The following is a 23,190-nucleotide window of genomic DNA, read 5'->3' as shown; positions in this document are numbered from 1 at the left end:
TTCATGTTGTCTGTCAGTACGGCCATTTCCCCGGCGGAACTGGAAGCGCGTCTGCGCCTGCACCGCATGCCGGATATCGGCCCCAAGCGTTTTGCCATATTGCTCGAAGCCTTCGGCTCGGCGTCGAAAGCCCTCAGCGCGCCGGCCAGTGCCTGGCGCTCACTGGGGTTGCCGGCGGCCTGCGCCGAAGCACGGCGTTGTCCAGCGGTGCGCGACGGCGCCAGCCACGCAATGCGCTGGCTAGAGCACCCCGACCAGCATTTATTGATGTGGGACCAAGCGGATTATCCAGCGTTGCTGGCGCAAATTGCCGATCCGCCGCCGCTGTTATTCGTCGCCGGCGATCCGTCGATTTTGGAAAAACCGCAACTGGCGATGGTCGGCAGCCGCCGCGCTTCGCGCCCGGGCATGGATACGGCGGCGGCGTTTTCCCGCAGTCTGGCCGGGGCCGGTTTTGTCATCAACAGTGGTCTGGCGCTGGGCATCGATGCCGCTGCCCACCAGGCTGCTCTGGATGTTGGCGGCTTGACCGTGGGTGTGCTCGGCACGGGGCTGGAAAATTTTTATCCACAACGCAATAAACGCCTGGCCGAGGCGATGATTGCCTCGGGCAGCGCGGTGCTTTCCGAGTTTCCGCTGGACGCCGGGCCGAGCCCGAGCAACTTCCCCCGGCGCAACCGCATCATCAGCGGGTTGTCCCTCGGCGTACTGGTGGTCGAGGCCAGTGTTGCCAGCGGTTCGTTGATCACCGCGCGGCTGGCAGCCGAACAGGGCCGCGAGGTTTATGCCATTCCGGGCTCGATCCATCACCCCGGCGCGCGCGGTTGTCACCAGTTGATTCGCGACGGGGCGGTGTTGGTGGAGACTATCGAACACATCCTTGAAGCCCTGCGCGGCTGGCAGCAGCCACTGTTATCCACGGCGGCGCCGCAGGCCGATCACCCGTTGCTGGCGCTGTTGCACGCGGCGCCGCACACCAGCGAGGCCCTGGCCGCGAGCTGTGGCTGGGCGTTGCCGAAAGTGCTGGCAACGTTGACCGAGCTGGAAATCGAAGGCCGTGCGGTATGCGAAAACGGTCGCTGGCTGGCGCGGTCGAGCTAGGTTTTACGATGAAGATCGGTAAACTGCGCGAAACCTGTTTGTGGAGAGTTTTTTCATGGTCAACAGTTGGCGTGTGCAACAAGCCGCGCGTGAAGTTCGCGCCGGCGCGGTGATTGCCTATCCAACCGAAGCCGTCTGGGGGCTGGGTTGCGACCCGTGGAACGAAGACGCGGTGGACCGTTTGCTGGCGATCAAGAATCGCTCGGTGAGCAAAGGGCTGATCCTGGTCGCCGACAATATCCGCCAGTTCGATTTCCTCTTCGAGGACTTCCCGCAGGACTGGATCGACCGCATGGCCAGCACCTGGCCGGGGCCGAACACCTGGCTGGTGCCGCATCAGAACCTGTTGCCGGAATGGGTCACAGGCGTGCATGACACCGTGGCGCTGCGGGTCAGCGATCACCCGCAGGTGCGCGACCTGTGCTCGCTGGTCGGGCCATTGATTTCCACATCGGCCAACCCCCAGGGGCGACCGCCGGCGCGCACGCGTTTGCGCATCGAGCAGTATTTCCGTGGGCAGGTCGATGTGGTGCTCGGCGGGAGCCTTGGCGGGCGCAAGAATCCCAGCGTGATCCGCGACCTCGCCACCGGTAACGTCGTTCGTCCTGACTGACGCCATTCTTTTTATTTTTTTGCGGACTCCTCGGCGTCGCCGAGGAGTTCTGCGCATGCCCGCAGTTTATTCCTGCATTCGTTCAGAACTTATCCGTTGCCATTGTTCTTGCATGCGTCAGACGAATCTTTGAGTCTGAAATATCTGTAAGTTTTCCCACGTGATTATCAGAACGCGTGCAGTGGCGAGATTTCCAAAAGCATCCATTCTTTCAATGTGCTTGAAGCAACTTCGAAATATTAATGGCTGCGGAGAAGTAATGGATATTACGGATTTACACCTCAAGGATTATCTGCAGGGCTTTCAGGAGACACTCAAGAATCAACAGGCCGACTATCGTGTAGCCATTCTTGAGGCAGGATCGGATGCCGGGGAATTTGAACGCTTCATCAATCGACAGTTTCGCCTGCGATTGCAGCATTACATGCTCACCTCCAGAGCCCGGGCGTTGGAAACCCGACTGGCGATCACCTCACGCAGCACGCACTTTCTGTTGTATCAGCGTGATCAGCTTATTGCGGTGCTGCGGGCAACCCCGGCGCCCTTCGAATGGGCTTCACTGGCGCAGCATCATGTGTCTCCCACTGTGGCATTGGCACGGCATGTCGAATTCAGTCGCTTGATCACCCATTCCCAGCAGCACCGGCCGGTGTCGATCAATGGCCTGCTCGCTACCGCCGCCGAATGGGCGATCGATCGCGGATATCAGGGGGTGACGGCCTTGTGCAGATCGCCACAGCGACAACTGTTTCAGCGTTTCGGCCTGACACCTATTGCTTCGCACGCCATGCATATCGAGCAGCGTGCTCGGGGCGATTATTGGCTGATGTCTGCCGAGTGGCGACAAATCCTAATGGCCCTGGATCAGCCTGTGAACATGAACGCGCATCAGCCGGAGTATCGTGATGTTTTTAACCGTCAGTATTGATCCGCCAGTGATTGAAGAGTGGGCTGAGAAATGGCTCGTATATGAATCGAAGAAGTTGCGCAGGAAGTTTGCCGGTCGTAGGCCTGCGGTGAAGAAACTTCACCGCAAGATGTACTTGATATAGCCGCAAGATGCTCGGCGAACTCATGGAGGAGTTCGCCGAGTATCAACTTGAGGTGTTATGGCAGCAGAATGGTGGAACCGGTCGTGCGCCGTGCCGACAGTTCGGTTTGTGCTTTCGCCGCATCCGCCAGTGCATGGCGCTGGCTGATGTCGACCTTCAACTTGCCGCTGATGATCATCTCGAACAGCTCGTCGGCCATGCGTTGCAGGTTCTCGGCGTTGTTGGCGTAGGTCGCCAGCGTAGGCCGGGTGACGTAGAGCGAACCCTTTGCGGCGAGAATGCCCAGATTGACGCCGTCGACTGCGCCCGAAGCATTGCCGAAACTCACGACCAGGCCCCGAGGTGCGACGCTGTCCAGGGATGTGAGCCAAGTGTCCTTGCCGACGCCGTCATACACCACCGGGACTTTCTTGCCGTCAGTCAGCGCCAGCACGCGCTCGGCAACGTTTTCATGGCTGTAGTCGATGGTCGCCCAGGCGCCGTTGGCTTTGGCCAGCTCGGCTTTCTCCTTCGAGCTGACGGTGCCGATCAGCTTCACGCCCAGCGCTTTGGCCCATTGGCAGGCCAGCGAGCCGACGCCACCGGCTGCGGCGTGGAACAGGATGGTTTCGCCGCCCTGCAGTTGGTAGGTCTGGCGCAGCAGGTATTGCACGGTCAGGCCCTTGAGCATGACCCCGGCGGCAGTTTCGAAACTGATTTCATCGGGCAGGTGCACCAGATTGTCCTGCGGCAGCACATGCAGCTGGCTGTAGGCGCCGAGCGGGCCGCTGCCGTATGCGACGCGATCGCCGACCTTGAAACGGGTGACGTCGCTGCCCACTGCTTCGACCGTGCCGGCGCCTTCCGAACCCAGGCCGGACGGCAACGCGGGTGGCGCATAGAGGCCGCTGCGGTAATAGGTGTCGATGAAGTTCAGGCCGATCGCCTGGTTGGCCACGCGCACCTGATTCGGCCCGGGCGCAGCGGGTTCGTAGTCAACATACTCGAGCACTTCGGGACCGCCGTGGGCGCGGAACTGGATACGCTTTGCCATCTGCCTGCTCTCCTTGGGTCGTTGCTAAGCCCTCTATCCAACTCCCCTGCTTGATCTTCGTCAACTGCGGCGCGCCGGTCTGCGATGGTATGCTACGCGCCCATTTGCGCCGCCCGCCTGCCGGGGCGCCGCCCGATTCAAGGTGAAGCCATGACGACCCGCACCGACGCCGTAAAGGCCTATCTGCTCGATCTGCAAGACCGCATCTGCGCTGCACTGGAAACCGAAGACGGCGGCAAATGCTTCGTCGAAGACGCCTGGACCCGGCCGGCGGGCGGTGGCGGGCGCACCCGCGTGCTGGAAAACGGCACGCTGATCGAAAAGGGCGGGGTCAACTTTTCCCACGTGTTCGGCAGCGGCCTGCCGCCGTCGGCCAGTGCCCATCGGCCGGAACTGGCCGGGCGTGGTTTCGAGGCGCTCGGCGTGTCGCTGGTGATCCACCCGCACAACCCGCATGTGCCGACCTCCCACGCCAACGTGCGTTTTTTCATTGCTGAAAAAGAAGGCGAAGAACCGGTCTGGTGGTTTGGCGGCGGTTTCGACCTGACCCCGTATTACGGCGTTGAGGAAGATTGCATTCATTGGCACCGCGTCGCCGAGCAAGCCTGTGCGCCGTTCGGTGCGGACGTCTACCCGCGCTACAAGGCCTGGTGCGACACCTACTTCCACATCAAGCATCGCCATGAGCCGCGCGGCATTGGCGGTCTGTTCTTCGACGATCTGAACGAGTGGGATTTCGACACCAGTTTCGCCTTCATGCGCGCCATCGGCGATGCCTACATCGAGGCCTACCTGCCGATCGTGCAGCGGCGCAAGAACGACGCCTTCACTGCTCAGCAGCGCGAATTCCAGGAATTCCGCCGAGGCCGCTACGTCGAATTCAACCTGGTTTACGACCGTGGCACGCTGTTCGGCCTGCAATCGGGTGGCCGTACCGAATCGATTCTGATGTCGCTGCCGCCGCAAGTGCGCTGGGGTTATGACTGGAAGGCCGAGCCGGGCAGCGCAGAAGCGCGTCTGACCGAGTATTTCCTGCAGGATCGCGACTGGCTGGCCGAGGCCTGAGGACGGGTGATGGATCGTTACGTTGTTTTTGGTAACCCGATCGGCCACAGCAAGTCGCCGATGATTCACCAGTTGTTCGCCGAACAGGCCGGCCAACGCCTCGATTACAGCACGCTGCTGGCGCCGCTGGATGATTTTGCCGGCTGCGCCACGGCGTTCTTTCGCGAAGGGCGCGGCGCCAATGTGACGGTGCCGTTCAAGGAAGACGCCTACCGTCTGGCCGACAGCCTGACCGCCCGCGCGCAGCGCGCCGGTGCGGTGAACACCTTGAGCAAACTGGACGATGGCTCACTGCTCGGCGACAACACCGATGGCGCCGGCCTGGTCCGCGATCTGACGGTGAATGCCGGGTTCAGCCTGACCGGTAAGCGCATCCTTTTGCTCGGCGCTGGCGGCGCGGTGCGCGGTGCGCTGGAGCCATTGCTGGCGGAGAAGCCGGCCTCGGTGATCATCGCCAATCGCACCGTGGACAAGGCTGAACTGCTGGCCGAGTTGTTCTGCGACCTCGGGCCGGTGTCGGCCAGTGGTTTCGACTGGCTGCGCGAACCGGTGGACGTGATCATCAACGCCACCTCCGCCAGCCTGACCGGTGACGTGCCGCCGATTGCGCCAAGCCTGATCGAGCCAGGCCAGACGCTGTGCTACGACATGATGTACGGCAAGGAACCGACCGCGTTTTGCCGCTGGGCCACTGAGCACGGCGCGGCGCTGGCGATGGATGGTCTGGGCATGCTCGCCGAGCAGGCGGCGGAGGCGTTCTGGCTGTGGCGTGGCGTACGCCCGGATACCGCGCCGGTGCTCGCCGAGCTGCGACGCCAACTGGCCCTTTAAGCTTTGCTCCCACATTGAAATACGATCAATGTGGGAGCGAGCTTGCTCGCGAATCGCATCACCACCGCGATATCAGATCAATCCTCAAACCTGATCGGGCACTTCTCAGCCCCTTCCAGCTTCCTCAACTCCTCCACCACCGGCGGCCGCGCCCGGCGCAGGGTCAGGCTGCGACCCTGGCCCAGCAGGCGTCGCGCTTCCTGATGCAGCATCTCCACCCCCGAATAATCGATAAAGTTGATCTGCTGCGCCTCGATCACCACCCGTGCGCCATGCAGGCGTTGCAGGCGCACTTGCAGGTAATGGCTGGCGCCGAAAAAGATCGAACCGCCCACGCGCAACACATCGTCGTCACCATCGCGCCAATGCTGCACCCGTGGTTGCGAGGTGCGCTTGAGGTAGAAAAACAACGACGCCAGCACCCCGGCGTAGATCGCCGTCTGCAATTCCAGCAGCAAGGTCGCAAGACAGGTCAGGGCCATCACCACGAACTCGGCGCGGCTGACCCGCAGCAAAGCGCGAATGCCCCGGTGATCGACCAGACCCCAGGCGATCAACAGGATGCTGCCGGCCATGGCCGGGATCGGAATGTGCGCGATCAGCCCCGCGCCGAACACCGCGAACAGCGCCACCCAGAGCGCCGAAAACACCCCGGCCAGCGGCGAGCAGGCACCCGCCTCATAACTCAATCCCGAGCGGGTAAACGATCCGGCGGACAGCGACCCGGAAAAGAACGCACCGACGATGTTCGACAGACCCTGTGCGCGGACTTCCTGATTGGCGTCGAGCAACTGTTGAGAGCGCGCCGATATCGAACGGGCGATCGACAGACTGGTGACCAGCCCGAGCATGCCCACCGCCACGGCGCTTGGCAGCAGGCGCAGGATCACCTCCAGATCCAGCGGCAAGGCGCTCAGCGGCGGCAGGCGTCCGACGAAAGCGCTGACCAGATGCACATGACCGAACATTCCCGGCCAGATCCACACCAGCAGGCTGGCCAGCACCAGCGTGAGCAACAGCGTCGGCCAGCGCGGCAGAAGTTTTTTCAGGGTCACGCCGACGATTACCGTGGCGACGCCGAGCATCAGTGAAGGCTTATCCACAGCCCCCAGATGTCGCAGCAAATCCATCAGGCTGGCGAGCGCTGTGGTGTTGGCCGGCAATTCCAGCCCGAGCAGATTGGGCAATTGCCCGATGGCGATCACCACGGCGGCGCCGAGGGTGAAGCCGAGCACTACCGAATGCGAAACGAAATTCACCAGCGCGCCGAAGCGCAGCAAACCGAGCAGCCACTGGAAAATCCCCGCAAGGAACGTCAGCAGCAGGATCAGGGTGATGTAGTCCTCGGACGCAGGCACGGCGAGCGGGCTGACGCTGGCGTACAGCACGATGGAAATCGCCGCCGTCGGGCCGCAGATCAGATGCCATGACGAACCCCACAGGCACGCGATCAATACCGGGATGATCGCCGCATAGAGTCCGTATTCCGGTGGCAGCCCGGCAATCAGTGCGTAGGCAATCGACTGGGGTAAGGCGAGAATCGCACCACTGAGGCCGACGATCAGGTCCCGCCCGACGCTGGCTCGGGTTTGCCGTGGCAACCAGCTCAGGAAAGGAAAAAGTGAATGGCGGCTGGGGATGGCCATGGGGCCTCGCGGTTGGGGTTTTGTTCAAGGTTATCAGGGTGTCAGGTGTAAAAGCCCCTCACCCTAGCCCTCTCCCTGAGGGAGAGGGGACTGACCGAGCTGTTTGTTGAAGATTCACCGACCTGCGATTTCGGCGTTGAACGCAAGTTTTGATTCAACAGCGATCGGCTCCCTTTCCCCCTCGCTCCCTTGGGGGAGAGGGCTGGGGTGAGGGGGCAAAAATCTCCAGCCGAACGCTATTCCAGCAACCCTGAGATCAAAGCTTGGCCTTCACCGCCATCAACGCATCCTTGCCATCCACGGTCTTCACCCCATCCAGCCACTTGTCCAGCACCGCCGGATTGGCCTTGATCCACGCCTTCGCCGCTTCGGCATTGCTGACCTTCTTGTTCACCACCTCGGCCATGATGCTGTTCTCCATGTCCTGGGTGAATGCCAGATTGGTCAGCAACTTGCCCACATTCGGGCAGGCCTCGGCGTAGCCCGTACGGGTCAGTGTGAATACGTTGCCGGTGTCGCCGAAGTATTTTTCGCCGCCGTTCAGGTAACGCATTTTCAGCTGCACGTTCATCGGGTGTGGCGTCCAGCCGAGGAAGGTGACGAATTTCTGTTTCTTCACCGCCCGCGACACTTCGGCGAGCATCGCCTGTTCGCTGGACTCGATCAGCTTCCACTGCCCCATGTTGAAGTCATTCTTCTTGATGATTTCCTGCAGCGAAATGTTCGCCGGCGCGCCCGAACCGATGCCGTAGATTTTCTTGTCGAACTTGTCGGCGAATTTGTTCAGGTCGGCAAAATCATGCACACCCGCCTCCCAGACATAGTCGGGGACGGCGAGGGTGAATTCAGTGCCTTCGAGGTTCTTGGCCAATTGCGTCACATCACCGGTGGCGACGAACTTGTCATAGAAGCCCTGCTGCGCCGGCATCCAGTTACCGAGGAACACGTCCACCTGGCCATCCTTCAAGCCGCCAAAGGTGATCGGCACCGCGAGGGTGTCGACCTTGGCCTTGTAGCCCATGCCGTCGAGCAGAAATCCGGTGATGGCATTGGTCGCGGCGATGTCGCTCCAGCCCGGATCGGCCATCTTCACGGTTTCGCAACTTTGCTCGGCGAAAGCCGAGGCGCTGCTCAATGCGATCAGACCAACGGTGACAGCTGTGGATAACTTGCGCATGGACTTCCCCTTAACGTTATTGGTTTTGGCAGGGTTGTGGGTAACGTGCCTTGCGCTCCAGATCATCAAGGTCGATGTGGTTGCGCATGTACTGCTGACTGGCATCGACCAGCGGCTGGTGATCCCAGCTCTTCAGCTTGCCGATGGTTAACGCATCGGCGACGAAACGGCGTCGGCGCTGGCTGGCCAGTACGTCCCGGTGGATCGCCGGAATGTCCCACTTGGCCCGCGCTTCAGCGAGAAAGTCTTCGAACAGCTGACGATGTTGCGGCGATTGGCTCAGCTCCTCCTCTTCGCGCGGATCGTTATCCACATCGAAGAGTAGGCACGGGTCGCTTTCGCTGTAGATAAATTTGTAGGCGCCGCGGCGGATCATCATCACCGGGCTGACAGTGCCTTCGGCCATGTATTCGCCGAACACCTCGTCATGCCCGCCCTGCCCTTGCAGGTGTGGCAGCAAGGAACGGCCGTCCAGTGGCAGGCCCGGCTCAAGCGTGCCACCGGCCAGATCCACGAACGTCGGCAGCAAGTCTGCGGTGGAAACCGCGGCGCTGACCCGGCCCGCCTCGAATTGTCCCGGTGCGCTGATCAACAGCGGCACCCGCGCGGCCATCTCGAACCAGTGCATTTTGTACCAGAGGCCCTTCTCGCCGAGCATGTCGCCATGGTCACCGGAGAAGACGATGATGGTGTCATCGATCAGCCCGGTTTCCTCAAGGGTTTGCAGCAGTTTGCCGACATTGGCGTCGATATAGCTGCAAGCGCCGAAGTAGGCGCGACGGGCATCGCGGATCTTATCCACAGGCAGCGGCTTGTCCCACAGGTCGTAAACCTTGAGCAGACGTTGCGAGTGCGGATCGAGTTCGTCCTGGTTCAAGGCTGTAGGCAACGGAATATCAGCATCGCCATACAGATCCCAGAAAGCCTTGGGAATCGTGTACGGATCGTGCGGGTGAGTCATCGACACGGTCAGGCAGAACGGTTGCTCGCCGTCCTCGCGGATGTGATCGAACAGGTATTGCTGCGCCTTGAACACCACCTCTTCGTCGAAATCCAGCTGATTGGTGCGCACGCACGGCCCGGCTTGCAGCACCGAAGACATATTGTGATACCAGCTCGGCCGCACGTCCGGCTCGTCCCAGTTCACCGCCCAACCGTAATCGGCCGGGTAGATGTCGCTGGTCAGGCGTTCTTCATAACCGTGCAACTGGTCCGGCCCGCAGAAATGCATCTTGCCCGACAGCGCGGTGCGGTAGCCGAGACGCCGCAGGTAATGCGCGTAAGTTGGAATGTCGGCGGGGAAATCGGCCGCGTTGTCGTAGGCGCCGATCTTGCTCGGCAACTGGCCACTGACCAGGGTGAAGCGCGACGGCGCGCACAGCGGGCTGTTGCAGTAAGCAGCATCGAACACCACGCCTTGGGCGGCGAGGCGGGACAGATTCGGCAGTTTGATCGGCGATGGGCCGTAGAACGGCAACATTGGCGCGGCCATTTGATCGGCCATGATGAAAAGAATGTTCTTGCGCTTCATGTGATCGCGGCATTCCATGTTGAATAGTTATGCGAGAGTGCTGCGATCGAGCATGGATTCCATGCCTGTTCCGGTAAAGCCCGCGCCGGACAATGACTAGGATAAGTACAGCTTATGTATGACGCCCTCGGTGACCTCTCCCTCGATCTGCTGCGCGCTTTTGAAGCGGCGGCCCGCCATCGCAGTTTTACCGCTGCTGCGGTGGAGCTTGGCACCACGCAGCCGGCGATCAGCCAGCAAATGAAACGTCTGGAAGAGCAGCTCGGTACGCGCCTGTTCGACCGGATTTACCGGGGCATCGAGTTGACAGAGGTTGGCGCCCTGCTGTTCGAGCAAGTTACCCTCGGTTTGCAGAATATCGACGCAGGATTAAGCGCAATCAGCACTCAGCAGCAACATGAAGTGCTGCAAGTGGCCACGGATTTTGCTTTCGCCGCTTATTGGCTGATGCCGCGCCTGCATCGCTTCCATGAGGCCAATCCGCACATCGATGTCAGCCTGGTCACCAGCGAGCGCAACCACAACATGCTGCGCACCGACATCGACGTGGCGATCCTGTTTGGCGATGGTCGATTCAAGCAGGGTGAGAGCCACTGGCTGTTCAGCGAAGAAGTGTTCCCGGTGTGCAGCCCGCTGCTGCTCAAGGAGCGTTCATTGCCGTTGCCCGCGCAGGCCCTGCTGGAATTTCCGCTGTTGCATCTGCGTGGGGAAAACAGCAGCAACTGGTTCGACTGGAGTGGCTTGTTTCGGCAGTTGGGCCTGACTACGCCGCCAGCGCCGGGGCAATTGCGCTTCGACAATTACACCTTGCTGATTCAGGCGGCGATTGGCGGACAAGGCGTGGCGATTGGCTGGCGGCACCTTGTGGATAACTTGCTGGTGCAGGGTTTGCTGTGCCGGCCGCTGGCGCAAACCACGCTGTCGCGGCTGGGGTATTACGTGGTTTTGCCGCAACGCAAACGTCGGGGTGCGTTGATTCAGGAATTTGTTGATTGGTTAATGGCGGAACAGGCCAGCAGTGCCGAATCGCTTAACGGTCTGGCCCTGCCCTCGATTGCGGTGTGAAGAGCAAAAGATCGTCCGATCTTTTACGAATCAGAAGCCGCCACAAAATTCACATGCTGCCCCACATGCAGGTTCAACCGCAGTTCATCGGCGATGCCCACCGCGACACGGTTCAGGCGCTCCAGCGGTTCGGCCAGTCCAGGTTCGAGATTGCCGCCGACCTGACTGAAGTGCTCGATGGTCAACCCGGCCACGCCATGGGGCGCATTGACCAGGGTCCAGCGCAGTGAGCTGCTTTGTACCGCCTCGAGGATTTCTTCGGCAGCGTGACGTTGCAGACGCTCGTCATTGTCAGGCTCGTCGAGCACACCGAAGTTGCCGACCAGAAACAGGCGCGGCACGCTGGCCAGTTGCAAACCTTCGACCAAGGCGTCGACTGCCAGCACTTGTTCCACCGGCCCCAGCGTCACCGAGCGTTCAACGTGGTCGCTGCTGAACGGCAACCCCGGCGCGTCCAGCAGGCAGATCACCGCCGAGCTGCCGGCGACGCTTTGATTGACCCGCTCGGCATCGAACAGATCGCCGGTCTTGGTGCGCAACCCCGGACGCGGCGCGAGTGCGGTGAGATCGTCGAGGATGGCGATGACTTCGTGTTGGCGACGCAGCAATTCAGCCATCAATGCGCCGCCCTGGCTGGCCATGGCACCATAAAGCACCACTTTGACCACTGGGGTCTCGGCATTTTTCATGGCTGTTTTCCTTATAGTTGTCCTATATGACCTGTGACGGTGGAAACAGCCAAGGGTTCGAACCGATTGAGAGGCGACACGATGCAAGGGATCAAGGGCTATCACGCCCATGTTTATTTCGACGCGCAAACCATCGATCAGGCGCGGGCCTTGTGCGAACAGGCCGCGCAGTTGTTTGCGCTGAAAATGGGTCGCGTGCACGAACGCCCGGTGGGGCCGCACCCCGACTGGAGCTGCCAACTGGCTTTCGGTCCCGAGCTGATTGGCGAGGTGCTGCCATGGCTGGCACTCAACCGCAAAGGCCTGGTGGTGTTCCTGCATCCGGACACGGGCGATGACTTGCTCGACCACACCGAACATGCGATCTGGATGGGCGCGGTGCGGCCGCTGGATCTGTCGATTTTTTAACCAGGTGCTTGGACTGAACTGATAACGAATATGTCCAGACTGCCAGCCAGCGTTGTCTGTCCGTTCCCTCGCATCGCTTCTCGGCCCGTATTCATTGGCTGTCGTTGCATCCGACCGCCGGTTGACCATTCATTCATCGCTTTCGCTCGCGAAAGGTAGCTGAAAGCTTCCCCGATTAGGATCGCCCCACTCCCGGCAACAGACCGGTTGGCCCAAGCCCTGTGTTTTTTCCACAGGCCCGGCCCAATTAACAACAACAATGGTGATTCTGATGTCTTCTGCAACCCGCCGTTTCTCCCGCTTCCTGCTGGTCACTCCGCCCGTACGCCTCGCGCCTGCCGTTCTGCGCTGATCCCGCCCGATCCGCTCATTCCATTAGCCGCGCTACGCCTGGAGTATTCCCATGCTGACTTTCCTTGGCTTCGCCATGGTCATCACGTTCATGTTCCTGATCATGACCAAGCGCCTGTCCGCGCTGATCGCCCTGATCATTATCCCGATCCTGTTCGCGCTGTTCGGTGGTTTCGCACCGAAAATCGGCCCGATGATGCTTGAAGGCATCACCAAACTGGCGCCGACCGGCGTGATGTTGATGTTCGCCATTCTGTATTTCGCCCTGATGATCGACTCCGGACTGTTCGACCCGGCCGTGCGCAAGATCCTCAAACTGGTCAAGGGCGACCCGTTGAAAGTTTCGGTCGGCACCGCCGTTCTGGCGCTCGTCGTTTCCCTCGATGGTGACGGCGCGACCACTTACATGATCTGCGTGGCCGCCATGCTGCCGCTGTACAGCCGCATCGGCATGAGCCCGCGAATCATGGCCGGTCTGATCATCCTCGCCGGTGGCGTGATGAACATGACCCCGTGGGGCGGCCCGACCGCCCGCGCGGCGAGTGCTCTGCATGTCGATCCGTCGGACATTTTCGTACCGATGATCCCGGCCATGGCCGCCGGTGTCGTGGCGATCCTGGTGATTGCCTACTTCTACGGCAAGCGTGAGCGTGCCCGTCTCGGCGAGCTGCATCTGGTCGGCGACGAGATCGATCACAGTGAAATCAGCGTCTCGCAATTCCCTGACGCACGCCGTCCGAAGCTGATCTGGTTCAACGCCGCACTGACTTTCGGCCTGATGTGCACGCTGATCGGTGGCCTGTTGCCGCTGCCGGTGCTGTTCATGGTGGCGTTCAGTATCGCCATGATCGTCAACTACCCATGCCTGCAAATGCAGAAAGATCGTGTCGCGGCGCATTCCGGCAGCGTGCTGGCAGTGGTCGGGCTGATCTTTGCGGCCGGTATCTTCACCGGTATCCTGTCGGGCACCGGCATGGTCGATGCGATGTCGAAGAGCCTGTTGGCGGTGATTCCGGATTTCCTCGGCCCGTACCTGGCGGTGATCACGGCACTGGTGAGCATGCCGTTCACCTTCTTCATGTCCAACGATGCGTTTTATTACGGTGTATTGCCGGTGCTGACCGAAGCGGCCAGCCACTATGGGATCACTGCGGTGGAAATGGCCCGTGCCTCGATCGTCGGCCAGCCCGTCCACTTGCTGAGCCCGTTGGTGCCGTCGACCTATCTGTTGGTGGCGCTGGCCGGCATCGATTTCGGTGATCACCAGCGTTTCACCCTGAAATGGGCGATCCTGGTGTGTATCTGCATTCTGATTGCTGCACTGCTGTTGGGGACTTTCCCGCTGTTCAGCACTCTATAAGCCCAAGACTCACCGTTACGGGTCCGGCTTCGCGGTTTGAAGCCCGGACCTTTTTCGGTTCAACAATTGCTCAAAGGAATACACATGGATTGGCTGACCAACCCCGAAATCTGGGTTGCCTTCTTTACCCTGACTGCCCTGGAAATCGTCCTCGGTATCGATAACATCATCATGATTTCGATCCTGGTCAGCCGCATGCCCAAACACATGCAGCAGCGCACGCGGATCTTCGGTCTTGGCCTGGCCATGGTCACGCGGATCCTGTTGCTGCTGTCGATCACCTGGGTCATGCGCCTCACTGCCGATCTTTTCGAAGTGTTCGGCCAGGGCATCTCCGGTCGCGACCTGATCCTGTTCTTCGGTGGCCTGTTCCTGCTGTGGAAAAGCTCGCAGGAGATGTACCACGCGCTGGAAGGCGAAGACGAAAGCGACGACGCGCCGTCGGGCAAGGGCGGCAATTTCCTCTACACCATCATCCAGATCGCGATCATCGATATCGTCTTCTCGCTGGACTCGGTGATCACTGCCGTCGGCATGGTCTCCCACGTTCCGGTCATGGTCGCGGCGATCGTCGTGGCAGTGCTGGTGATGATGCTGGCGTCGGGCAAGATCAGCGAATTCATCGACAAGCACCCGTCGCTGAAAATGCTCGCGCTGTCCTTCCTGCTGGTGGTCGGTACCGTGCTGATCGCCGAATCGTTCGACGTGCACGTGCCAAAAGGCTACGTCTACTTCGCCATGGCGTTCTCGCTGGCGGTGGAAGCGATCAACATCAAACTGCGCGGCGCGATGGCCCGGAAAAAGAAACAGCAGGATCCGGTGAAACTGCGCAAGGATGTGCCGGGCCAATAATCCGGTAGTCCCGGCAGCACGCTACACCCCTGTGGGAGCGAGCCTGCTCGCGAAGACGGAGTGCCAGTCGACAACAATGTTGGCTGGCACTCCGCTTTCGCGAGCAGGCTCGCTCCCACAGTTGTTTTGGGCAACAGAGGGGAAACGTGTCGGATTCGGTGAGTGGATGCATTTGTTTTCATGACACTTTTGTTTCAATCCACGCTTTAGCTGTGCAATGCTGGCGCCGAGACCGTTCGCCAACTACAGCTTAAGTATCAAGAACGTAGAAACCGCGCGGTGCCGTCCATTTGCCCCTCTGGGGCGCTGCTACTACAGGGGGTCTGCATGCTCACCCTGCTCAATCTGTTGTCCGCCGTCGCCCTGTTGATCTGGGGCACGCATATCGTCCGAACCGGCATCCTGCGGGTTTATGGCACCAATCTGCGACATGTGATCGGCCAGAACATGTCGAAGAAATGGCTGGCGTTCATCGCCGGTATTCTCGTCACCGCGATGGTGCAGAGCAGCAACGCCACGGCGATGCTGGTCACCTCGTTTGTCGGCCAGGGCCTGATGGCGCTGACCCCGGCGCTGGCGACCATGCTGGGCGCCGATGTCGGTACCGCGTTGATGGCGCGGGTGCTGACCCTCGATCTGTCGTGGCTGTCGCCGCTGCTGATTTTCCTCGGGGTGGTTTTCTTTCTGTCGCGCAAACAGACGCGGCTCGGGCAGATGGGCCGGGTGTCGATTGGTCTCGGGCTGATCATTCTCGCCCTGCAATTGATCGTCGAGGCCGCCGCGCCGATTACTCACGCGCAGGGGGTGAAGGTGATTTTTGCCTCGCTGACCGGCGACATTCTTCTCGACGCCCTGGTCGGCGCGCTGTTCGCGATGATTTCCTACTCCAGCCTCGCCGCCGTGCTGCTCACCGCTACATTGGCCGGTGCTGCGGTGATCAGCCTGCCGGTGGCGATCGGTCTGGTGATCGGCGCCAACATCGGCAGCGGCATCCTTGCCTTCATGAGCACCAGCATGCAGAACGCCGCCGGCCGCCAGGTTGCGCTGGGCAGTCTGTTGTACAAATTGATCGGTTTGCTGCTGATCATCCCGGTGCTCGACCCGCTGGTGCACTGGATCGACAGCCTTGATTTCAGCCCGCAGGAAATGGTCATCGGCTTCCACCTGCTCTACAACACCGCGCGCTGCCTGATCCTGCTGCCCAGCGTCGGGCCGATGGCGCGGCTTTGTGCGTGGCTGTTGCCGGAGCGGCCGGAGGTCAACGGCGCCGCCAAGCCGCGCCATCTCGACCCGACCGCGCTGGTCACGCCGAGCCTGGCGCTGGCCAATGCCGCGCGGGAAACCCTGCGCATGGGCGATCTGCTCGACAACATGCTCGACGCCTCCCTCGATGTGTTGCGCGGCAAGCAGACCGCCGTCACGCAGGAGATGCGCCGCCTGACCGACGACATCGAAGCGCTGTACAGCGCGATCAAGCTGTATCTGGCGCAGATGCCCCGCGAGGATCTCGGCGAGCACGACAGTCGGCGCTGGGCCGAGATCATTGAGCTGGCGATCAACCTGAAACTCGCCGCTGACCTGATCGAGCGCATGCTGCGCAAGATCCAGCAGCAGAAGACCTCGCAACGCCGTTCGTTTTCCGAAGAAGGCCTGGAAGATCTTGCCGGGCTGCAACAGCAACTGATCGCCAACCTGCGCCTGGGACTGTCGGTGTTTCTCAGTGGCGACCGCGAAAGCGCGCGGCAGTTGTTGCGCGAGAAACGCCGCTTTCGTGCGCAGGAACGGCGTCTGGCCCATGCGCATGTCAGCCGTTTGCAGCGCAAGATCGTGCAGAGTCTGGAGACCAGCTCGCTGCATCTGGAGTTGATCGCCGACATGAAACGGCTCAATTCGTTGTTCTGCAGCAGCGCCTATGTGGTGCTGGAAACGGCGGACACCGGCGCGCTGGCGGTGGATGACATGGCCGACATTACGCATTCGCCTTGAACGTCTGGGGCTGGGGCCAGTCAGTTACAGTGGTCCAGCCTTGAGACCGTCATCGCTGGCAAGCCAGCTCCCACAGGGTTTTGTAAGCGCCGCAGATCCTTGTCGGAGCTGGCTTGCCAGCGATGGGGCCCTTACTGACGACACGGATCTCCAAATCAGCCGTATGGAAGCCTGTTATGCGTTGCCTGTTGTTCGCCTGTCTGCTGCTCGGTTCCCTGCCCGCTTTTGCCCTGGATCGGTTTCAGGTCGAAGGCTATGCACTGCCCAACGGTTTGCAACTGATGCTCAAGCCCGGCACCGAGCGTGGGCATGTGGCGATCCGGCTGGTGGTCGGCGTCGGCCTGGATGATTTCGACTGCGACGAAAAAGAGCTGCCGCATTTGCTCGAACACCTGCTATTCAGCGGTATCGACGCCACTGGCGAAGGTGGTCTGGAAGAGCGCATGCAGGCGCTGGGCGGGGACTGGAACGCGTTCACCAGCAACGCCGACACCACGTTCGTCATCGAGGCCCCGGCGAAAAACCAGCGCAAGGTGCTCGACCTGCTGCTCGCGCTGCTGACCCAGACACGCATCGACGACAACGCAATCAACGCGGCGAAACGGGTGGTCGAGCGTGAAGACGGCGGGCATTACACCAGGCTGCAACGTTTCCTCGACCGTCAGGACCTCGGTCATACCGCGAGCAATCAACTGGCTGTCGAGCTGGGACTGAAATGCCCGCAGCGTGCCGAAGTCGGCCATCTGACCCAAGAGCAATTGGAGAAGGTGCGCAAGGCCTGGTACGCGCCGAACAACATGACCCTGATCGTTGTCGGCGAACTCGACAAACTGCTGCCAGCCTATCTCGAGCGTACCTGGGGTGAGCTGGAGCCGGTCGAGCCTACCGAACACCGCGCGCTGCCGAACATCCGCACCAGCGCCGCCCATGAACGCACCCTTACCCGTGGCTTTATCGGCGACAGCGCCAAGCTGCACTGGCTGGTGCCGGAACCGGTGCTCGACGATCAGTACGACCAGACGTTCGACATTCTCAAGGATTACCTCGACTGGGCGCTGTACCGGCAGATTCGTCTCAACCATGGCTTGTCGTACGGGCCGTGGGCCGAGCGCGAAGTCTTCGGCGGTGTCGGCTTCATGAGCCTCAACGCTGACCTGGATCGCGATGACGTCGACGAAGCCATTCAAGTGCTGGAAGACCTCAAGGCCGACCTGCTGAAAAACGGCCTCGACCCGAGCACCTTCGCCCGCATCAAACAAGCCGCCATTGCCCACCAGGCCTGGGCCGTGCAGGGCAATAGCGCACTGGCTGACTATTACTGGAGCGCGCTGGCCGACTATCAGGATGGCCGCTTTGCCAATCCCGCGCGGGAGCTGCAAGGGGTGACGCTGGAAGCGGCGAACAAGGCGATGCGCGAGCTGTTGCTGCAGCCGGGGTATATCCGGATCGAGAAGCCTTTGATCAGTGATGATCAGGTGTTGTGGCTGGTCGCTGGTGGAATCGGGTTGTTGCTGCTGATCGTGATCGGATGGCGCCTGCATCGCCGCCACAAAATTGCTGGAAGCCATTAATCCTCTGGTGAGTGAGCACTTGTGGCGAGGGGATTTATCCCCGATGGGCTGCGCAGCAGCTCCAATAAGGGCAGCTCGGTATATCCAGACAAAATTCGCTTGCAGGATCTACGACGGCGGCGCCGCCGATCGGGGATAAATCCCCTCGCCACAAGGGGCATGCGGCGTTAACCTTTCCGGGATTTTCCCCATATCGTCGTGAACCGCCAAAATGCCAAAACTGACCCTCCTTATCCAGCGCCTTCTCGAGCTGATGAAGCGCTACCCCGGGTTGATCGCGGCGGGTGGTTTCATTTCCGGGGTCGGCAGTTTCATCCTCGTCGATCGCCAACAGGGGCTGGCCAGCTGGATCACGGTGATCATGCTGCTCAGCTGGATCTGGCTGATGCTGGAAAACACCCTGACCGGGCTGTTCACACGGATTTTCAAGCGCGAGATTCCCCAGCCGCTGCTGCGCTACGCGACGCAGATGATCCATCAGGAAAGCCTGTTTTTCGTTCTGCCATTCTTCTTCATCACCACCACGTGGAACAGCGGCCAGTTTGTCTTCACGGGGCTGCTCAGCGTTGCTGCACTGATCTCTATCGTCGATCCGCTGTACTACAAATGGCTGGCGCCACGGCGCTGGGCGTTTCTCGCGCTGCACACCCTGACCCTGTTCGCCGCCCTGCTCACCGCGCTGCCGGTGATCATGCACCTGACCACCGCGCAGAGTTTCAAATGGGCGCTGGGGATTGCCGTGCTGCTGTCGTTCCCGAGCCTGGCATCGATCTTCCCGATCCGCACGGTGCGCAACGCCCTGGCGATTCTGTTCATCACAGTCGGCATCGGCGGCGTCGGTTGGGCGCTGCGTTCGTGGGTGCCGCCGGCAACGCTGTGGATGACCGACGTAGCGATCAGCACGCAGCTGCAGGATCGCACCCCCGGCGCCAGCCTCGAAACCGTCAGCGCCGAGCAGATCCGCAGCGGCGGGCTCTACGCCTACACTGCGATTAACGCGCCGCGCGGTCTCGATGAGCGGATTTATCACGTGTGGACCTTCAACGGCAAAGAGGTCGACCGCATCGCCCTCGACATCCATGGCGGGCGCAAGGAAGGCTACCGGGCGTGGACGCACAAGCAGAATTTCCCCGGCAACCCGGCGGGCAAGTGGCAGGTGCGGGTGCTGACCGAGGATGGCCAGTTGATCGGCGTGCTGCGTTTCGCAATTACCGACAGCACACCGGCCAAAGAAAAGTAATCCGGTTCGTGCTATTACGTAGGATCTCGTAACGGCCGTACAAGCACGGAGCTTATGACCAGCAGCCCAACCCCCGGCAGTGCCCACCTGGACACCGCGTTTAGCCCTGCCCGCCTGCGCGTCAGCGGCGACTGGACGCTCGCCCACTACACCGCGCTCAAGCACTTGAGCGAAAAGCTCCGCGGCCAGTATGACGCCAACACTGCCATCGATCTGAACGGCCTCGGTGCCCTCGACACCGCCGGCGCCTCGTTGCTGGTTGAACTGCTCGGTTCCGAACGCTTGGGCAAATCCGCCGAACACCCCGATTGCACCCTTTCAACTGCCGACCGCGCCTTGCTGCAAACCGTGTACTGCTCGCTGAGCGATTTCTGCGTACCGATCAAGGAGCCGGAAATCAGCGTCAGCGTGCAACTGCTGACGCGCATTGGCCGCGCGGTGGACAAGGTCTGGACCGACACGCTGCAACTGCTCGGCTTCGTCGGCCTGATTCTCGAAGTCATCGCCCGTGGCCTGTTGCGGCCCAAGCGCTGGCGCATCACACCGATGATCGCGCACATCGAGCAGACCGGTCTCGATGCCGCGCCGATCGTGGCCCTGCTGACGTTTCTGGTCGGCGCGGTGGTGGCGTTTCTTGGCGCCACAGTGCTGGCCAGTTTCGGCGCGACGATTTTTACCGTGGACCTGGTCGGCTTCTCGTTCCTGCGCGAATTCGGCGTGTTGCTCACGGCGATCCTGATGGCCGGGCGCACCGCCAGTGCATTCACCGCGCAGATCGGCTCGATGAAGGCCAACGAAGAAATCGACGCAATCCGCACCCTTGGCCTCGACCCGATCGAATTGCTGGTGGTGCCGCGTGTGCTGGCGCTGCTGGTGGCGCTGCCGATGCTGACGTTTCTGGCGATGCTCTCGGGGATCGTCGGCGGCGGTGTGGTGTGTGCGGTGTCGCTGGACATCTCGCCGGCGATGTTCCTCTCGCTGCTGCAATCGGACATCGGCATTCAGCATTTTCTGGTCGGGCTGGTGAAGGCGCCGATCTTCGCCTTCCTGATCGCGGCGATCGGTTGCCTGGAAGGTTTCAAGGTCAGCGGCAGCGCCGAATCGGTCGGCGCGCACACCACCTCCAGCGTGGTCCAGTCGATTTTCGTGGTGATCGTGCTCGATGCGGTGGCCGCGCTGTTTTTCATGGAGATGGGCTGGTGAGTCGTCTACCCCGCGCGCCCTCGGAGGCGGTGATCGAAGTCCGTGGCCTGTGCAATCGCTTCGGCCCGCAGAGCGTGCACGAGAACCTTGATCTGGACGTGTACAAAGGCGAAATTCTCGCCGTGGTCGGTGGCTCCGGTACCGGTAAATCGGTGCTGCTGCGCAGCATCGTCGGGCTGAATCGGCCCAGCGAAGGCATGGTCAAGGTCTTCGGCCAGAACCTGCCGAATCTGCCCGAGCATGAACGCTCATTGATCGAAAGGCGCTTTGGTGTGTTGTTCCAGAAAGGCGCGCTGTTCTCGTCGCTGACCGTGACCGAGAATGTCGCCCTGCCCCTGATCGAACACGCCGGCCTCAGCCGTCACGACGCCGAGCATCTGGCGGCGGTGAAACTGGCGCTGGCCGGGCTGCCGTTGTCGGCGGCGGACAAATACCCTGCGTCGCTGTCCGGCGGCATGATCAAGCGCGCGGCGCTGGCGCGGGCCTTGGCGCTGGATCCGGACATTCTGTTTCTCGACGAACCCACCGCCGGCCTTGATCCGATTGGCGCGGCGCAGTTCGATCAATTGATCCTGACCCTGCGTGACGCGTTGGGTCTGAGTGTGTTTCTGGTCACCCACGACCTCGACACGCTGTACACCATCACCGATCGCGTGGCGGTGCTGGCGCAGAAGAAAGTGCTGGTTGCCGGCCCTATCGACGTCGTCTCGGAAACCGCCGACGCGTGGATTCACGAATACTTTCACGGCCCGCGCGGCCGCTCGGCGCTGGACGCCGCCAAATTGCTCAACGAGGTCTGATATGGAAACCCGAGCCCATCATGTGTTGATCGGCCTGTTCACGGTGATCGTCGTGGCCGGCGCCCTGCTCTTCGGCCTGTTTTTGGCCAAATCCAGCGTCGACACCGAGTTCAAGGATTACGAAGTGGTGTTCAACGAGGCGGTCAGCGGTCTCTCCAAGGGCAGCTCGGTGCAGTACAGCGGGATCAAGGTCGGTGACGTGGTCAGCCTGCGCCTCGACCCGCAGGACCCGCGCCGGGTGCTGGCGCGGATTCGTCTGGCGGGCGACACGCCGGTCAAGGAAGACACCCAGGCCAAGCTGGCACTGACCGGCATTACTGGCACGTCGATCATCCAGCTCAGCGGCGGCACACCCGAGAGCCCGAAACTGCGCGGGCATGACGGCAAGCTGCCAACTCTGGTCGCCTCGCCCTCGCCTATTTCCCGCCTGCTCAACGACAGCAGCGACTTGATGACCGGCATCAGCGCCCTGCTGCAAAACGCCAACCACATGTTCTCTGCGGAAAACGTCGAGCGTGTGAGCAAGACCCTTACCCATCTGGAACAGACCACCGGCACCATCAACGACCAGCGCGGCGACATCAAACAAGCCATGCAGCAACTGGCGACCGTCGGCAAGCAGGCCGGCAGCATGCTTGAGCAGACCTCACTGTTGATGCGCAACGCCAACGGCCTGCTTAACGATCAGGGCAAGCAGGCCTTGGGCAGTGCCGAACAGGCGATGAAGTCACTGGAGCAAAGCAGCGTGACCATCAATGGCTTGCTCAGCAAAAACCAGAATTCGCTGGATAACGGCATGCAGGGCCTCAACGGCCTGGCCCCGGCGATTCGCGAACTGCGCGAGACGCTGACCTCGCTGCGCGCCATTTCCCAACGCCTCGAGGCCAACCCCAGCGGCTACCTGCTGGGCAGCGACAAGAACAAGGAATTCACCCCATGAAGCTGACTCGAATCGCCCTGCTCGGCGCTGGCCTGATCCTGATCGGCGCGTGCTCGATCTTGCCCAAGTCGGAACCTTCGGATGTCTACCGCCTGCCCGCTGCACCGGCGCCCGCCTCGGCCAGCCCGGCGACGGTTCAGCCGTGGTCGCTGCGCTTGAATAAATTGCAGGCCAGCGAAACGCTGAACCGGCCGAGCATTGCCGTGATTCCGCAGGGCGATGTGATCAGCTCCTACAAGGGCTCGCGCTGGAGCGATCCGGCGCCGGTACTGCTGCGCAATCGCCTGCTCGATGGATTCCAGCGTGACGGCAGAGTGACGTTGCTGAGCACCGACGACAGCAACTTCCAGGCGGATCTGGAACTGGGCGGCAGTTTGCAGGCGTTTCAGACCGAATATCAGGGCACCCAGGCCGGCGTCGTGGTGCGGGTCGATGCGTTGCTGGTGCGCGGCTATGATCAGCGCATCCTCGCCAGCCGCCGTTTTGAAGAGCGCCAGCCGTTGAATGATGTGCAGGTGCCAGCGGTGGTTGCCGGGTTTGGCCAGGCCAGTGATCGCCTTACGGCCAAGGTTGTGGCCTGGGCCGTGGAGCAAGGCCAGAAACTCGCCCCGCAACCGCGCTGACACACCACAACTCCTGTGGGAGCGAGCCTGCTCGCGAAAGCGGTGTATCAGTC

General features: G+C 61.3%; 21 protein-coding genes. 16 read left to right on the top strand and 5 right to left on the bottom strand.

All coding sequences use genetic code 11. The annotated features are described in order from the left end of the window. Window positions 1-3: 3 nt before the first annotated feature. From dprA to D8U70_RS03965, 3 genes are all read left to right on the top strand, one after another. Complete coding sequence (gene dprA, locus D8U70_RS03975) at window positions 4-1,101, top strand: DNA-processing protein DprA (protein WP_122705423.1); 1,098 nt, start codon at window positions 4-6, stop codon at window positions 1,099-1,101. Between the two features lie 55 nt (window positions 1,102-1,156). Further along, window positions 1,157-1,714, top strand: a complete 558-nt coding sequence (locus D8U70_RS03970; protein ID WP_130928330.1) for an L-threonylcarbamoyladenylate synthase — start codon at window positions 1,157-1,159, stop codon at window positions 1,712-1,714. Between the two features lie 259 nt (window positions 1,715-1,973). Further along, window positions 1,974-2,642, top strand: coding sequence for a hypothetical protein (locus D8U70_RS03965; RefSeq protein WP_130928329.1), 669 nt, complete (start codon window positions 1,974-1,976; stop codon window positions 2,640-2,642). A 179-nt stretch (window positions 2,643-2,821) separates the two neighbouring features. Here D8U70_RS03965 and D8U70_RS03960 read toward each other — a convergent pair whose 3' ends face one another. Next, window positions 2,822-3,799, bottom strand: coding sequence for a quinone oxidoreductase (locus D8U70_RS03960; RefSeq protein ID WP_024014962.1), 978 nt, complete (start codon window positions 3,797-3,799; stop codon window positions 2,822-2,824). A 150-nt stretch (window positions 3,800-3,949) separates the two neighbouring features. Between D8U70_RS03960 and hemF the strand changes: the two genes are divergently transcribed. Next, the gene (hemF, locus tag D8U70_RS03955; RefSeq protein WP_071173933.1) at window positions 3,950-4,864 is read left to right on the top strand and encodes an oxygen-dependent coproporphyrinogen oxidase; all 915 of its coding nucleotides are present in this window, start codon (window positions 3,950-3,952) and stop codon (window positions 4,862-4,864) included. A 9-nt stretch (window positions 4,865-4,873) separates the two neighbouring features. Next, window positions 4,874-5,695, top strand: a complete 822-nt coding sequence (aroE, locus tag D8U70_RS03950; RefSeq protein WP_130928328.1) for a shikimate dehydrogenase — start codon at window positions 4,874-4,876, stop codon at window positions 5,693-5,695. A 77-nt stretch (window positions 5,696-5,772) separates the two neighbouring features. Here aroE and D8U70_RS03945 read toward each other — a convergent pair whose 3' ends face one another. The 3 genes from D8U70_RS03945 to betC form a co-directional block, all read right to left on the bottom strand. Further along, complete coding sequence (locus tag D8U70_RS03945; RefSeq protein ID WP_130928327.1) at window positions 5,773-7,341, bottom strand: SulP family inorganic anion transporter; 1,569 nt, start codon at window positions 7,339-7,341, stop codon at window positions 5,773-5,775. A gap of 256 nt (window positions 7,342-7,597) precedes the next feature. Continuing rightward, window positions 7,598-8,518 carry a choline ABC transporter substrate-binding protein gene (gene choX, locus D8U70_RS03940; RefSeq protein WP_130928326.1) on the bottom strand — a complete coding sequence of 307 codons (921 nt, stop codon included), beginning with the start codon at window positions 8,516-8,518 and terminating at the stop codon, window positions 7,598-7,600. Between the two features lie 16 nt (window positions 8,519-8,534). After that, entirely contained in the window at window positions 8,535-10,049 is a 1,515-nt protein-coding gene (gene betC, locus D8U70_RS03935) for a choline-sulfatase (RefSeq protein ID WP_130928325.1), read from the bottom strand. A 114-nt stretch (window positions 10,050-10,163) separates the two neighbouring features. Between betC and D8U70_RS03930 the strand changes: the two genes are divergently transcribed. Beyond that, window positions 10,164-11,114, top strand: a complete 951-nt coding sequence (locus D8U70_RS03930) for a LysR family transcriptional regulator (protein WP_122603554.1) — start codon at window positions 10,164-10,166, stop codon at window positions 11,112-11,114. A gap of 23 nt (window positions 11,115-11,137) precedes the next feature. Here the strand turns inward: D8U70_RS03930 and D8U70_RS03925 are convergent, their stop codons facing one another. Beyond that, complete coding sequence (locus D8U70_RS03925; RefSeq protein ID WP_130928324.1) at window positions 11,138-11,803, bottom strand: NAD(P)H-binding protein; 666 nt, start codon at window positions 11,801-11,803, stop codon at window positions 11,138-11,140. A gap of 81 nt (window positions 11,804-11,884) precedes the next feature. On the opposite strand from D8U70_RS03925, the gene D8U70_RS03920 reads away from it, so the two are divergent. The 10 genes from D8U70_RS03920 (at window position 11,885) to D8U70_RS03870 (ending at window position 23,137) form a co-directional block, all read left to right on the top strand. Further along, window positions 11,885-12,211: a DOPA 4,5-dioxygenase family protein gene (locus D8U70_RS03920; RefSeq protein ID WP_056791177.1), complete on the top strand. Its 327-nt coding sequence runs from the start codon at window positions 11,885-11,887 to the stop codon at window positions 12,209-12,211. A gap of 403 nt (window positions 12,212-12,614) precedes the next feature. After that, window positions 12,615-13,922, top strand: a complete 1,308-nt coding sequence (locus D8U70_RS03915; protein ID WP_122698792.1) for a CitMHS family transporter — start codon at window positions 12,615-12,617, stop codon at window positions 13,920-13,922. A gap of 84 nt (window positions 13,923-14,006) precedes the next feature. Then, on the top strand, window positions 14,007-14,774 hold the full coding sequence (locus D8U70_RS03910; RefSeq protein WP_056791183.1) for a TerC family protein: 768 nt from the start codon (window positions 14,007-14,009) through the stop codon (window positions 14,772-14,774). Window positions 14,775-15,101: 327 nt separating this feature from the next. Further along, window positions 15,102-16,760, top strand: coding sequence for a Na/Pi cotransporter family protein (locus tag D8U70_RS03900; protein ID WP_130928323.1), 1,659 nt, complete (start codon window positions 15,102-15,104; stop codon window positions 16,758-16,760). Window positions 16,761-16,936: 176 nt separating this feature from the next. Further along, complete coding sequence (locus tag D8U70_RS03895) at window positions 16,937-18,331, top strand: insulinase family protein (RefSeq protein ID WP_130928322.1); 1,395 nt, start codon at window positions 16,937-16,939, stop codon at window positions 18,329-18,331. Window positions 18,332-18,542: 211 nt separating this feature from the next. Beyond that, window positions 18,543-19,571 (top strand): DUF5924 family protein, encoded by a 1,029-nt coding sequence (locus tag D8U70_RS03890; RefSeq protein ID WP_122705410.1) that lies wholly within the window; start codon window positions 18,543-18,545, stop codon window positions 19,569-19,571. Between the two features lie 54 nt (window positions 19,572-19,625). Next, complete coding sequence (locus D8U70_RS03885; protein ID WP_130928321.1) at window positions 19,626-20,774, top strand: ABC transporter permease; 1,149 nt, start codon at window positions 19,626-19,628, stop codon at window positions 20,772-20,774. Beyond that, window positions 20,771-21,574 (top strand): ATP-binding cassette domain-containing protein, encoded by an 804-nt coding sequence (locus D8U70_RS03880; protein WP_071173945.1) that lies wholly within the window; start codon window positions 20,771-20,773, stop codon window positions 21,572-21,574. Before D8U70_RS03885 ends, D8U70_RS03880 begins: the two co-directional genes overlap by 4 nt. Window position 21,575: 1 nt before the next feature. Then, window positions 21,576-22,514: an MlaD family protein gene (locus tag D8U70_RS03875; RefSeq protein WP_130928320.1), complete on the top strand. Its 939-nt coding sequence runs from the start codon at window positions 21,576-21,578 to the stop codon at window positions 22,512-22,514. Continuing rightward, on the top strand, window positions 22,511-23,137 hold the full coding sequence (locus D8U70_RS03870) for an ABC-type transport auxiliary lipoprotein family protein (RefSeq protein ID WP_130928319.1): 627 nt from the start codon (window positions 22,511-22,513) through the stop codon (window positions 23,135-23,137). Before D8U70_RS03875 ends, D8U70_RS03870 begins: the two co-directional genes overlap by 4 nt. Window positions 23,138-23,190: the final 53 nt, after the last annotated feature.

It is taken from the genome of Pseudomonas sp. Sample_20 (assembly GCF_004307585.1).
Lineage (GTDB): Bacteria > Pseudomonadota > Gammaproteobacteria > Pseudomonadales > Pseudomonadaceae > Aquipseudomonas > Aquipseudomonas atacamensis.
Note: the sequence above shows the minus strand (reverse complement) of the source record. Positions and strands in the feature narration are given on the sequence as shown.

Excerpts from the sequence above, each read along its gene's own strand:
- dprA (WP_122705423.1), top strand. The coding sequence starts at position 4 with ATGTTGTCTGTCAGTACGGCCATTTCCCCGGCGGAACTGGAAGCGCGT.
- D8U70_RS03970 (WP_130928330.1), top strand. The coding sequence starts at position 1,157 with ATGGTCAACAGTTGGCGTGTGCAACAAGCCGCGCGTGAAGTTCGCGCC.
- D8U70_RS03965 (WP_130928329.1), top strand. The coding sequence starts at position 1,974 with ATGGATATTACGGATTTACACCTCAAGGATTATCTGCAGGGCTTTCAG.
- D8U70_RS03960 (WP_024014962.1), bottom strand. The coding sequence starts at position 3,799 with ATGGCAAAGCGTATCCAGTTCCGCGCCCACGGCGGTCCCGAAGTGCTC.
- hemF (WP_071173933.1), top strand. The coding sequence starts at position 3,950 with ATGACGACCCGCACCGACGCCGTAAAGGCCTATCTGCTCGATCTGCAA.
- aroE (WP_130928328.1), top strand. The coding sequence starts at position 4,874 with ATGGATCGTTACGTTGTTTTTGGTAACCCGATCGGCCACAGCAAGTCG.
- D8U70_RS03945 (WP_130928327.1), bottom strand. The coding sequence starts at position 7,341 with ATGGCCATCCCCAGCCGCCATTCACTTTTTCCTTTCCTGAGCTGGTTG.
- choX (WP_130928326.1), bottom strand. The coding sequence starts at position 8,518 with ATGCGCAAGTTATCCACAGCTGTCACCGTTGGTCTGATCGCATTGAGC.
- betC (WP_130928325.1), bottom strand. The coding sequence starts at position 10,049 with ATGAAGCGCAAGAACATTCTTTTCATCATGGCCGATCAAATGGCCGCG.
- D8U70_RS03930 (WP_122603554.1), top strand. The coding sequence starts at position 10,164 with ATGTATGACGCCCTCGGTGACCTCTCCCTCGATCTGCTGCGCGCTTTT.
- D8U70_RS03925 (WP_130928324.1), bottom strand. The coding sequence starts at position 11,803 with ATGAAAAATGCCGAGACCCCAGTGGTCAAAGTGGTGCTTTATGGTGCC.
- D8U70_RS03920 (WP_056791177.1), top strand. The coding sequence starts at position 11,885 with ATGCAAGGGATCAAGGGCTATCACGCCCATGTTTATTTCGACGCGCAA.
- D8U70_RS03915 (WP_122698792.1), top strand. The coding sequence starts at position 12,615 with ATGCTGACTTTCCTTGGCTTCGCCATGGTCATCACGTTCATGTTCCTG.
- D8U70_RS03910 (WP_056791183.1), top strand. The coding sequence starts at position 14,007 with ATGGATTGGCTGACCAACCCCGAAATCTGGGTTGCCTTCTTTACCCTG.
- D8U70_RS03900 (WP_130928323.1), top strand. The coding sequence starts at position 15,102 with ATGCTCACCCTGCTCAATCTGTTGTCCGCCGTCGCCCTGTTGATCTGG.
- D8U70_RS03895 (WP_130928322.1), top strand. The coding sequence starts at position 16,937 with ATGCGTTGCCTGTTGTTCGCCTGTCTGCTGCTCGGTTCCCTGCCCGCT.
- D8U70_RS03890 (WP_122705410.1), top strand. The coding sequence starts at position 18,543 with ATGCCAAAACTGACCCTCCTTATCCAGCGCCTTCTCGAGCTGATGAAG.
- D8U70_RS03885 (WP_130928321.1), top strand. The coding sequence starts at position 19,626 with ATGACCAGCAGCCCAACCCCCGGCAGTGCCCACCTGGACACCGCGTTT.
- D8U70_RS03875 (WP_130928320.1), top strand. The coding sequence starts at position 21,576 with ATGGAAACCCGAGCCCATCATGTGTTGATCGGCCTGTTCACGGTGATC.
- D8U70_RS03870 (WP_130928319.1), top strand. The coding sequence starts at position 22,511 with ATGAAGCTGACTCGAATCGCCCTGCTCGGCGCTGGCCTGATCCTGATC.